This window comes from Cysteiniphilum marinum (assembly GCF_014857925.1).
In the GTDB taxonomy this organism is placed as follows: Bacteria; Pseudomonadota; Gammaproteobacteria; order Francisellales; family Francisellaceae; genus Caedibacter; species Caedibacter marinus.
This window is the reverse complement of record NZ_JACYVZ010000008.1, coordinates 76,609-88,566: the sequence shown is the minus strand read 5'-3', so window position 1 is coordinate 88,566 and position 11,958 is coordinate 76,609. Positions and strand designations below refer to the sequence as shown.

The window sequence follows — 11,958 nt, the reverse complement described above, 5'->3', positions numbered from 1 at the left end:
TTACAGGATTTATCTGGAGATAGCACTTGTCGTATAAAGAGTACGAGAGTGACAAATGGCGTATAAAGACGCGATCTAAAGTCTCGGCAATTATTGATGATGGTTTGAAATTTATCAGAGGATAGAAGACTCTTGATACTTAAACCTTGATCACCTTCTAAAAGCGCCTTTTTTTGCTTTTCAATTTGTGATTTCAGATTATTAATTGCATAATGCATTTGTCAGTTTCCATTTGGGTTTTGAGTTTTGAGGCAAAAATATATAAACCTATGTGGTTACTGACTTCAAGAAATTCATGCTTCAAAGTGCATTTTTATACATTGGCAGTGCTTAAGGTAGTGCCATTACTCTTAATATTATTATTTTATTCACAAAACCTACACAAATAGTTGTTGACGGATTCGTATAATAAGTGCGTAACCATTCAAAAGTACGAGAAATTCAATGGTGGAAATTCTGTAAAATGGTTTGTGGGCGGTATATACTACTGCTCTACTTTTCATATAGAGACAGAAAAAAATGCAACACTTTGATTTAATTTGTATTGGTGGTGGCAGTGGTGGTATTGCTGCAGGTGTTCAAGCAGCGCGCTTCGGGAAAAAAGTGGCTATTGTTGAGGCAAAAGACCTAGGTGGTACCTGTGTTAATCGCGGATGCGTGCCTAAAAAAGCCATGTGGTATGCAGCCAACCTTGCTTCTCGTTTAAAACATGACTATCAAGGCTATGGCTTTGATTTAGATGTTAAAGGCTTTGATTGGCAAACCCTTAAAAACAAACGTGAAACTTATATTTCTAATATTCATCAGTTTTATAATAAGCTCTTTGATAGCCAAAAAATTACCCACTTTAAAGGATGGGGAAAATTCAAAGATAACAATACTATCATCATTGATAATGAAAATGGTGCCACCGAAATAAGTGCTGATTATATCTATGTTTGTCCAGGTGCTTACCCTTTGATTCCAGAGAATATTCCAGGTGCTGAACATGGTATTACCTCGGATGATTTTTTTGAACTTGACACACAGCCGCAAAAAGCTGTCATCGTTGGTGGTGGATATATTGGTGTTGAGATTGCCGGTGTTTTTCATGAATTAGGCACAGAAACTCATCTTCTGATTCGTCGTGATAAACCACTTAAAGAATTTGATGAAATGTTAAGTGATGAATTACTTAGCAGTATGCAAATGTTAAAGATGGATGTAAGAACCAATACTAATATCACTCAAGTGGTTAAGAAATCCAATGAGCTACTTGATATTCATTTAAATAATGGTGATGTGCTTTATGATGTTGATTGTCTCGTTTGGGCAACAGGACGCGCCCCACTTACGGCTAATTTAGGATTGGAAAATACAGATGTTAAACTCAATGATAATGGCACTATTATCGTTGATGAGTACCAAACAACAACAGTTTCTCATATTTTCGCCATTGGTGATGCCACAGGAGCTGCACAACTAACCCCAGTTGCAATTGCCGCAGGCAGACGTTTATCAAGACGTTTATTTAATGGTGAAAGCAATCTTAAATTAGACGCACATTTGATTCCAACGGTTGTTTTCTCACATCCAGCAATTGGTACAGTGGGCTTATCTGAAAAAGACGCCAATGATCAGTATGGCAAAGATAATATCAAAGTCTATCAAAGTAAATTTACTCCACTTTTTGCTGCGATCTCAGGTTTTAGATTGCCTACCGTGATGAAGCTTATTGTTGCAGGTGTTGATGAAAAAGTGGTAGGTTGTCACCTAATTGGTTTAGATGCCGATGAAATATTACAAGGCTTTGCCGTTGCCATCCAAATGGGTGCCACAAAACAAGACCTTGATAATACCATAGCTATTCATCCAACCAGTGCTGAAGAGCTGGTTACCATGCGTTAATATTACTAAGCGTATTTCTAGAAGGATAAAATATGGCAGATGATGTTCGTTTAGACAAATGGTTATGGGCGGCACGTTTTTTCAAAACGCGCCAATTAGCCAAAGATGCTATTGAAGGTGGCAAAGTGCATTACAATGGCGCGCGCTCAAAAGTCAGTAAAAAAGTTGAGATTGGCGCAACACTCACCATTCGTCAAGGCTATGCTGAGAAAATTGTAACAGTCATTGGCTTATCTGATAAACGCGGGGCAGCAAGCATTGCCCAAACACTTTACAATGAAACCACTGATAGCATTGAGAAACGCGAACACGAAACAATGCTTAGGAAATTAAACAAAGCCACCCTGCCCAATCCAACGAAACCAAATAAAAAAGAGCGTCGTCAAATTATCTCTTTTAAGCATCAGCAAGATAGTGGTGATTGATATAAGCCATACCCATCATAAATCATTTTGCGGTGTTTAAGGTTGAAGAAGTTTTTGATATTTTTGAGTGATTGGGTGTGATGGGGATATAGCTGCAATATTTTCTTTAACAATATCCTCATTGGTTACGTTATAACTTAATGAGCTTTTGCTAAAAACACTTTCACCCTTCACATTACTTTTGTTACTTGCCGCTGAGAAATGCACAGCATCAACGCCAACCTTTTTAAAATGTGGAATATTATCTTTATTGACTCCACCACCTGCCATAATCTCGATTTGACCATGATATTTTTGTACCACTTTGGCAATGTCATCTAGCCCCATAAATGCTTTCTTTTGACCACCAGATGTTAAAATGCGATTAATACCCAGATCGACACATATCTGCACACTGGCAAGATAATCAGGCACCATATCAATCGCGCGATGAAAAGTAACCTCTAATTGATAAGACTTAGCAAGATCTGTTAAATATCTAGTTGCTGCAATATTAATATGACTGTTTACATCAAGCACACCGATAACAACGCCATTTGCACCTGATTCATGCATAAGTTTTATCTCTTGAGCCATCATCTTAATTTCAGCCTCGTTATAGCATAAATCCCCTGCGCGCGGACGGATCATTGTGTGACGATAAGCCATTGATTTCTCTTTAGCATATTGCACTAAATAAGGCGCAGGCGTTAAGCCATCTAAACTCAGAGCGCTACAAATCTCCAAACGAGTTATCTCAGGAAACTTTGCTACCACATCAACAGATTCAAGATTATCCAGACAAATTTCAATATTCATGCTTAACTGCCTCCCCCACTTTTTGCTTTTATGACCTGCTATTGGCTTTCTTGATTTGCTATTTTCACTATTTCTTCATTTTTTTATTTTTTTATTTTTTTATCATGCGCTAAAAGACAAATCATATCACAGGCAACATGAGCCGCAGCAATCGCCGTAATTTCAGCATGATCATAGGCAGGTGCGACTTCAACCACATCAGCACCAATCAAATTTAAACCCGTTAATCCACGCAAAATAGCTAAGCCTTGCGCGGAACTTAATCCCCCTGACACGGGAGTGCCTGTGCCTGGTGCAAATGCCGGATCCAAACAATCAATATCAAAAGTAATATACGTCGGTCTATCACCGACAATCTGCTTTACACGCTCGATAACTGTTTTAACGCCATGCTCATGGACAAAAGGCGCATCCAGTACATTCATCCCCATAAAGTCTTGATTCCACGTGCGAATGCCAATTTGTGCCGAATGTTTAGGATCAACAATGCCATTTTTAATTGCTTTATAAAACATTGTGCCATGATTTAAGGAATCCTCATCATCATCGCGCCACGTATCACAATGTGCATCAAAATGGATTACTGATAAACCTTTGCCATGTTTTTCAGCCATCGCCTTTAAAATAGGATAGGTAATATAGTGATCGCCACCAAAGGTCAATGGAAAGACGTTGTGATCAAGTAAGTTTTTGATATGCGCTTGGATAGCATGAGGTGTCGTCATTGGATTATGTGGATCCAAAAAGCAATCACCATAGTCAATCACAGCAAGCTCATCAAAAGGATTAAAACCCCATGGAAATGTGGTAAGCTCTGCAAGTTGTACTGATGCTGCGCGTATCGCTCTTGGTCCTAAGCGTGCACCTGAGCGATAGGTAACTGCCAAATCAAAAGGTACACCACTGACAGCAACATCAACATTTGTCAAATCTTTGGTGTAGTTGCGACGCATAAAACTTGTTACCCCACCATAAGTCATCTCAAATTGTGATCCTTTTAGTGCCTTACGCGCAATGGCTGCATCAACTAATTCACTCATTTGTGCTCTTTCCTTTTATTGATTAATTTGTTTATAAATACCATTAGCCCAAGGCAATATTTTATCGTATTGGACCACTTGATCTTTATAATGCGAAAACTGCAAACGATAGTAATCCAAGCTGTTATCAATCACATGTAATTCATCAAACAAATGATGATGATTGATGAGATTAGCGACTGATTCATCATAACGTTTGACGATAAGCTCAGTAGCAATATCATGCCCTCCCTTTTTCACTCGATGGGCAACACGCTCGATATTTAGCTCAACACACTCCAAGCCCATAAAATAGCATACAGTGTGATAACCTTGCTGTTTAGCGCGCATGATACGATTTAAAATACTCTTACCTGAAAATGTACTTTCCATACAAGTGTTTAAGCTATTCTCAAGTGCAGTTTTATATAAAGTAATCGCTTGCTTTGATGCAAAGATCAATGGATTATCTTTATTTTTTAACATCGCAATGCGATTAAGTGCATCAGGATCAATATTCGTTTGAATATTTGATAAATCCAAATAAGCACGTAATGAGCTTTTGCCCGAACCGTTGGCACCCAATAAAAAAATGACAATCGGCGCATTATCAGCGCTGACCTGAATGGATTGCATTACAAAATGGTTAATCGTTGTATTCATTGCATATACTTTTTTAATTTCTTATTTTTTAATGATTAGATGTAATCCGTGTCTGATTGGCAATATTAAATTATCCACTTGAGGATGACTACAAATATATTGGTTAAAATCATCTAATGCCTTGGCGCGTTTATCCACAGGATCAAGCACTTCACCTCGCCATAACACATCATCGACAATGATCATGCCCTTCGCACTTAACTTCGGCAGTAGCAAATCGAAATAGCGCTGTGTTTGCATTTTATCTGCATCAATAAAAGCAAAATCAATATCATCAGGAAGCTTGCTTATCGCATCAACGCCCTCTTGAATAAGCATTTTAACTTTGTAACCAACACTACTTTCGTCAATATACTTACAAGCTAACTCATGCCCTGATTGATGTGCGCGATCAATCGTATAAATTAAAGCATCATCTGCAGTTGCTTCCGCCATTGCTAATGCAGATAACCCACTAAAGGTGCCTAAATCAACGCATATTTTTGGATTTTGCATTTTGATAAAAAATTGCAAAAGCTTAGTGACAATTGTTTCTGATAACATTTGTGCACCATGTACTGAACTTTTAGTATCGGCCTTTAATGCTTGTAAAAGTAGAGAGTTTGGCTTGGTATGGTCAAGACAATACTGCCAAATAGTTTGTTCTGTAAATTGGTTTTGTTTCATGTAATGATCTCCCAGTAACCACCTTTGGCTGAACCAATCCGCTTGATAACACCTTGCTTTTTAAGACGGCTAATTATTTTCTCTACACCTGAGGTGCTTAATCCTGTTTCTTCTGCGATAGCTACTATGCTTATCTTATTGCTATATGAAATCAATGCCAAAACTTTGCTTTCATTTTTACCCCACTTTTCACCCCACTTTTCACCCCACTTTTTCAATGGTGTTTTTGCGCTTTTATCGAGACCTTTTTCTTCCAACGAGCCGAAATAATCACGATCATAAGAAAAAGCAACCTCCATAAAATTTTCACTAAAATGAAAAACACGTTTTGAATAAGCTTGTAGAATACGATTCATGCCAGATCCCAGATATAAATATCACCACCTTTTGCAGAATTCAAAAAAGCAACTACTTCCTTTTCCAGTCTATCGGTAAGCTCGCGCTTAAATTCCGTGGTTTCGTTTTCATATGGGTGGAAGGTTGTCATTTTTGCTGCTTCCTCAAATTGACATTTCATTGTTAATAATTGAAGGCTTAGACAATATTTTTATCAAGATTACCATTTATGCTATTTAAATATCTAGTATAGCTTAAGTCTGTAGGCATTATCACATGCTTAAGTAATTAGGACAACCTGATGGCTTATATAAAAATTCATGCGTCAAAATATCTACTATAATTTACTAGAAACATCAACAAGGACTGTGATATGAAAACCAAATTAAAGTTAGAACAATGCGACTCATTAAAAGCTTTATGTGAAAAAGAGCTTCCAACAATACATCAAGTGCCACCACAGAAATTCAGCCTAATGTTGCCGTCATTTGCAGCTTTTTTATATTTAGTGATTATTGTTTTTTCTATTCTTTTATTTTCAATGGCACTTTTGGCAATACCTGTTATCAATAACTTTATGATGGATAACTTTAGATCAACTGCAAATATCATAACATTATTCATTGGAATCATACCAGTGAGCGTCACAATTGCTATTTTTGGTATGAGCAACCTAAATCAAGAAATTAATCCCAACAAATATAGTATGCTTTTTAAAGAAAGTTACTTGCTAGTTATTTTGAGTTGCAGCCTACTAACCATTATTGTTTACTTGCTTTGTCAAAATATAGCGTTCTTAATAATCATGACTATATTCATATCAGGACTATCAATAAAATCTGTATATAATTTAATTGAGTTGCTAGTGAACTATTCAAAACTTGAGGAAAAGCACTTTAAAGAATACTCATTACGTTTATGTTACCTCCTGCAAAAAACATATGTGAATAACCAATTATATGAGATTGGTATTAGCTTGTTGCTATCTAGCAAAGATTCGTCAATTAAACAATTTTTTTCCTATAAAATTCTAGATTTTTTTGATGCCGATAAATATCACATGATCCATGCACAAGATGTTGGAATTCTTAGCGATGTCAATTTATTAAAACTATATGGTTTACTTCAAAACTTGAAAAAGCAAGATCCATCGGTAGAAATTTTTATAAATGATGTATGGCAAAAGAAAGTTGATAAAGAAACGATTATTTTTGCAATAAGATCTAATGAGGACAATATAGATTTTAAAATCTTCAACAAGCAAATTAATCATACATTCACTGTCAATTTTACTTATAGTCGATTGATGGATACCGCTAGATATGAGTTCATACAACTTTCAAAATCTTTTGAAAAAGCCATTTTAGAGCATCGACAAGATGACATTCAGTTTTCAATTAGGATATATCTAAATCTTCTCGATACTATCTATTCTTTAACTACAGGTAATATCGATAGAGAAGCACAAAAAAATCTAGATTTATTATTTTTGTTTAACCAATCAGTAAGCATTTTTCTTCTCCCTTTTGATAAGTTAAAATATAATATTTACCCTCAATCGTTCAAGTCTATAGATGATGTTATCTTCAAGCCCATATGGCAATTCCACAAAGACGTCCTCTTTTTAGCTATTCGCAATCAAGATTATTATTTCTTTAATATGCAAATTCAATATTTTCAAATACCATTTTATAGTGCAGTTAAAGATGCGACAGACCCAACTATATGCAAATCTGAGGCATGGGATTTTTTGCGGCGTATTTTTAGGTATCAGATCAATGATGTTATTAATAGCAATCCTGAGAGGTATAAAGAGTATGTGATCTCTATATTACAGGCTTTTCAACAATTATTTAAACTAGCATTTGATGCTAATAAAGTTGGTGATTTTAATAACATGTTGCAAAGCTGCTTAAATTTATTTGTTGATCAAACGCATAGCTCTGGTTCTGAACTCGATCAAATTACTAAATCGTTATTTGAATTTCGCCAGCAAGTTAGAGCATGTATATTATTTGAATTTATGGGCTATTTACTTTATATGGCAAACAGTAATCCAAAATTAAGCGAGCGCTGCAAAAGTTTATTTGGCGTTTTTATGGAAAATAAAAAGGCTTCAATTTGGAGTTGCTTTTCATCTCTTAGTACAATTTATCTCAAAGCTGTTAATTGCAATAGTTTTACTCCAGAAATCCAATCATATTGGGATCAATGGTGTATTTCACCTTCTAAACTTAATGTGACTGAGATTAAAAGAAATGAATCATTGCGCAAGGTATATTTAGTGTTTTTGATAAAGCTCAATCTATCCTCATTACGGGGATCAACGTTACCTGAAGACCTAAAGCAAGAGAAGGACCAGTTAATTGCAGATTTGAACTCTATTGAAATGTGGGCAAGTTTTTTGGATATGACCCAAATTCAAGCAGATGATCTTATTCAAAAGATAGAAAATAGTCCATTTTTCAATCCACAAACGGCATCATAATTTAGTACCACCCCGCTCAAGCTCCAACAACTTCGCCTTATTATCCAATCCCCCACCAAAGCCGGTTAAACTGCCATTGCTGCCGATGACTCGGTGACATGGCACAATAATTGAAATTGGGTTTAAACCATTGGCAAGTCCAACAGCGCGCGCTTTGTTTTTATCACCCAAGCGCCTTGCTTGCTCACCATAGCTTATTGTTTTGCCATAAGGAATATTACGAAGCTCCTGCCAGACACTTAGCTGAAAGTCTGTGCCATGTGGGCATAATGGAATATCAAATACTTGACGTTTGCCTTTGAAGTATTCAGTCAATTGAGTTTTTGCTTTAACAATTATCGGATGATTAACATCTTGCTTAAATGATTGAATACCCACCTGAAAAGCCTCTAACTGTGCTTCATGCTCCCAAAAGACATGATGAAGTCCTTTATTTGATGCAAATAAGATGAGCTCGCCAACGGGTGATTTCAGCCTATCATAGACGGTTTGATCAGGTAGAAGTTTGAAAAATTTCTGAATTCTTTTCATCGGTTTTCCCTTTCGTTTTACTATGCAATAAATCAAGAATAAGTTGAGTTTTAATATCCTCCTCACCCGTGCAAGCTTAAGCTGCATGAGTAATCTCTCAAGGGGAAAGATACTAGCTGATGCAACTTATTCATACATCATTACTATGTCACAATTTTATCATTTTACAATTTCAAAATCAGGTAAATTCTCTAAAAGTGCTTTACCATAAAACTTAGTTTTTAAGCGCTTATCTAGAATAATCACCTCACCAACATCCGCCTCTGTACGCACCAGACGCCCTACCATTTGTGTAAGCTTTAGTGATGCTTGCGGCAATGATATATCCATAAAGGGTTTACGCTTAATCGACTCCAACCATTCAGAACGTGTTTTGTCAATTGGATTGGTTGGCACAGAAAATGGTAATTTGTGAATAATCAATCGTGTTAGATAAGCACCAGGCAAATCAACCCCTTCAGAAAAGCTATCAACACCAAAAATAATCGATGGTTTAAATTGATCAACACGCTTTTTATGAATGGCAATCATTGCCTGTTTTGAGCGATCACCTTGGATAAGCGTGATTTTCTTAAGGGCACTGTTTAAGCGCATATAGACCTTTTCCATCGCATGAATACTGGTAAAGAGCATCAAGGCACCTTCATGTAAGTCTTTAAAATAGACTTCATTGAGGAGCTCGGCGGTTTCTTCAATATGTTTGTCTTGTTGCGCTGGCTCATATTGCATATCAGCAATAATAAGCTTTGATTTGGAATAATTTAACGGTGAAGATAAAAGCAAGGTTTTGGCTTCTTTTTTAAGGGATGTGGCATTTAAAAAGCGATCAAATTTGCCCAGTGAGCGCACTGTGGCTGAACACATCACCACACCATGTTGTACATTTTGCCAAAAGACTTGTTTTAATAATGAAGCTGCTTCAATCGGTGATGCATGGATATCATAATCTTGAAAATTGGTTGCCAACATATCCGTTTGCACTTCATCTTGCTTCACTTTTTTTTCATGCGGAATAACCCATTTAGCAATTGGAGGCATCGTCGCTTGATTAATCATCAATGACCAGACATTGTAGAGATTTTTTGAGCGCTCTAATAAAAAACCAATTTGTGTGAATTGCTTCTCTAAACTACTGGCGGAATGAATCTGACTTTTCTCAGCAAAATCATCAAGCTTCGTTTTGAGCTTATCACACTGATTCATATAAAAAGCCGCACCCTCTTTAATGGATGTCGCAAGCTGAAGCATTTCATCGGTAATATGGGTCATGCGCCAAACATTTTCTTCTTTCATTGCATGAGCATACATCGGATCAATTAACTGCTGCATTTGAGTGAGTTGCTGAATGAGGTTTTTACGCACCTCTTTCCAATTCTCACGCATGCTACGATCTGCAAGCTCAGAAGGTAAACCATTTAACAGCTTATCAACATCATTAATCCATGTTTGCGAACCTAATAGTGAGGCAAAACCAGAAAGTGATCTTAATGCCCGATCGGGTAAATGATGACACTCATCAATAATATAAAGACTGTCTTCAAATTTAGGCAAAATTGCACCATCACCAAGATCAAGATGTGACAATAGCAAGCTATGATTGACAACGATAATATCTACTTTACGCAAGCCTTGGCGCGCATTAAAAAAAGGACATTCGCGATAACATTCACAACGGCTAAACGAACACGAACTGCTGGTGTTATAAATCTCACTCATCAATGCTCTAGAAACCGGTTTCTCCAACAGATCAAAATCACCATCCCAATCTTTGTTCAAACGCTGATCTAGCATTTCTGCTTCTTTTTGCAAATCACTATCATCACTGTCAAAGTGATGCAATTTACGCGGGCATAAATAGCGTGAACGCCCTTTTGCCAATTGATAACTAAACTCAATTTTATGGTGTTGCATAAGCTGATGAATAAATGGCAAATCTTTATCAATCAGCTGCTCTTGCAATGCTACTGTTGCCGTTGAGACAACAATCGATAACTTCTCTTGCCCTTGTTTAGCGCGTACTTCATTTGCTAAAAGCGCACCGAGCAAATAAGCAAAGCTTTTACCGGTTGCCGTTGGCGCTTCAATAACAATTTTTTCATTATTGATCAATGTTTCTTTAACTGCTTCAATCATTGTCAACTGTGCATCACGCACATATAAATCCGCTTCTTCAAAAAGCTTTTTGATATTAAGCTCTGTATGATTACTCACTGTTTTTTCTCCAAAAAGCATCTTGATGCCAATTTTGCGGAAAACCTAGGTAAGTCATATCAATTTTATACTCTTTACATAACTTAACTAATCGCTCTAACCAAGTTGAATTTTGATTCATTTTAGATAAAAAGTACCAAATAATTACAATATGAAAAAATAGACTGTTTCGGGGGCTAATTTTATGATTATTACCAATATCAATCAACTCAGGAAATGTTCTTAACCATTTGGATGGTAATGTTTTAGGAATCACTGGCTTGGAACCAAAATTTCTATTCCAAATACGACTGTGATGAGCGCATAAATTACGCAAATCAGACAATGCTCGAATCCATGAGGTTAATACAGGCTCCTGTAAACCATAATTATTTGCAACGCTTTGTTTGACAATTTTATTTCTTATATGTTGATACATCAACACCAGTTCTTTAAAGCTGAGTAGGTGGATAGCCATCCATACAGGGGGTAATTGAGGTGTGTTATATTTTTCTTTATAGTGAACAATAAATGATTCTTTGCTTTTTTTCATTTCATTTTCAATCTTCTCAACCAACCATTCGTGTTTGTATCGTGTATCAAAATGAATTGACTCAAGATAAGCATGTGCATTTAGCTGATTTGCAAAACTATTTGTGACCTGACTTCTAAATGATATTTCTATTCGTTCAATAGCCTCTAGCAGCAATAGTCGCAACTTACGATCAAATATGTATAAATTTAAGATATCATCAAATTGAGTGTTTTCAGTGAAGTAATGTCTAACCTTGTTTTCATAATAAGGAATCATATATGCTGATAAGCGATAATAACCAATGTGCTCTAGATAGCGTTTGGCTCGATTAATGTTATCAACAATAAGTCCTCTCTCTATGAGTAGATCAAGTTGTTGCTCAAGTGATAGCGCAGGTTTAATAAATTCCATGTTTGTCCC

Annotated in this window: 13 protein-coding genes; 3 read left to right on the top strand and 10 right to left on the bottom strand. The window is 36.3% G+C overall.

The window, feature by feature from the left end:
- Positions 1-218: hypothetical protein (locus tag IE867_RS06205; RefSeq protein WP_203249666.1), on the bottom strand; the 218-nt coding region annotated here is incomplete at its 3' end.
- 301 nt (positions 219-519) lie between these two features.
- Here IE867_RS06205 and gorA point away from each other — a divergent pair.
- Both gorA and hslR read left to right on the top strand, forming a co-directional pair.
- On the top strand, positions 520-1,887 hold the full coding sequence (gene gorA / locus IE867_RS06200; protein WP_192483904.1) for a glutathione-disulfide reductase: 1,368 nt from the start codon (positions 520-522) through the stop codon (positions 1,885-1,887).
- A 32-nt stretch (positions 1,888-1,919) separates the two neighbouring features.
- Positions 1,920-2,312 carry a ribosome-associated heat shock protein Hsp15 gene (gene hslR / locus IE867_RS06195; protein WP_192483903.1) on the top strand — a complete coding sequence of 131 codons (393 nt, stop codon included), beginning with the start codon at positions 1,920-1,922 and terminating at the stop codon, positions 2,310-2,312.
- A 36-nt stretch (positions 2,313-2,348) separates the two neighbouring features.
- On the opposite strand, the gene IE867_RS06190 is transcribed toward hslR, so the two are convergent.
- From IE867_RS06190 to IE867_RS14645, 6 genes are all read right to left on the bottom strand, one after another.
- Positions 2,349-3,110, bottom strand: coding sequence for a copper homeostasis protein CutC (locus IE867_RS06190; RefSeq protein WP_192483902.1), 762 nt, complete (start codon positions 3,108-3,110; stop codon positions 2,349-2,351).
- An 83-nt stretch (positions 3,111-3,193) separates the two neighbouring features.
- Positions 3,194-4,150, bottom strand: a complete 957-nt coding sequence (gene speB, locus IE867_RS06185; protein WP_192483901.1) for an agmatinase — start codon at positions 4,148-4,150, stop codon at positions 3,194-3,196.
- 15 nt (positions 4,151-4,165) lie between these two features.
- Complete coding sequence (locus IE867_RS06180; RefSeq protein ID WP_192483900.1) at positions 4,166-4,792, bottom strand: zeta toxin family protein; 627 nt, start codon at positions 4,790-4,792, stop codon at positions 4,166-4,168.
- A 21-nt stretch (positions 4,793-4,813) separates the two neighbouring features.
- On the bottom strand, positions 4,814-5,458 hold the full coding sequence (locus IE867_RS06175) for an O-methyltransferase (protein WP_192483899.1): 645 nt from the start codon (positions 5,456-5,458) through the stop codon (positions 4,814-4,816).
- A complete protein-coding gene (locus tag IE867_RS06170) occupies positions 5,455-5,814 on the bottom strand; it encodes a winged helix-turn-helix transcriptional regulator (protein ID WP_192483898.1) in 360 nt (119 codons plus the stop codon). Before IE867_RS06170 ends, IE867_RS06175 begins: the two co-directional genes overlap by 4 nt.
- Entirely contained in the window at positions 5,811-5,945 is a 135-nt protein-coding gene (locus tag IE867_RS14645; protein ID WP_225629978.1) for an AlbA family DNA-binding domain-containing protein, read from the bottom strand. Before IE867_RS14645 ends, IE867_RS06170 begins: the two co-directional genes overlap by 4 nt.
- Positions 5,946-6,167: 222 nt before the next feature.
- Between IE867_RS14645 and IE867_RS06165 the strand changes: the two genes are divergently transcribed.
- Positions 6,168-8,282: a hypothetical protein gene (locus IE867_RS06165; protein ID WP_192483897.1), complete on the top strand. Its 2,115-nt coding sequence runs from the start codon at positions 6,168-6,170 to the stop codon at positions 8,280-8,282.
- Here IE867_RS06165 and IE867_RS06160 read toward each other — a convergent pair.
- From IE867_RS06160 to IE867_RS06150, 3 genes are all read right to left on the bottom strand, one after another.
- Entirely contained in the window at positions 8,277-8,813 is a 537-nt protein-coding gene (locus IE867_RS06160) for a methylated-DNA--[protein]-cysteine S-methyltransferase (RefSeq protein ID WP_192483896.1), read from the bottom strand. The genes IE867_RS06165 and IE867_RS06160 overlap by 6 nt on opposite strands.
- A 159-nt stretch (positions 8,814-8,972) precedes the next feature.
- Entirely contained in the window at positions 8,973-11,024 is a 2,052-nt protein-coding gene (gene dinG, locus IE867_RS06155) for an ATP-dependent DNA helicase DinG (protein ID WP_192483895.1), read from the bottom strand.
- Positions 11,017-11,949: an Abi family protein gene (locus IE867_RS06150; protein ID WP_192483894.1), complete on the bottom strand. Its 933-nt coding sequence runs from the start codon at positions 11,947-11,949 to the stop codon at positions 11,017-11,019. Before IE867_RS06150 ends, dinG begins: the two co-directional genes overlap by 8 nt.
- Positions 11,950-11,958: the final 9 nt, after the last annotated feature.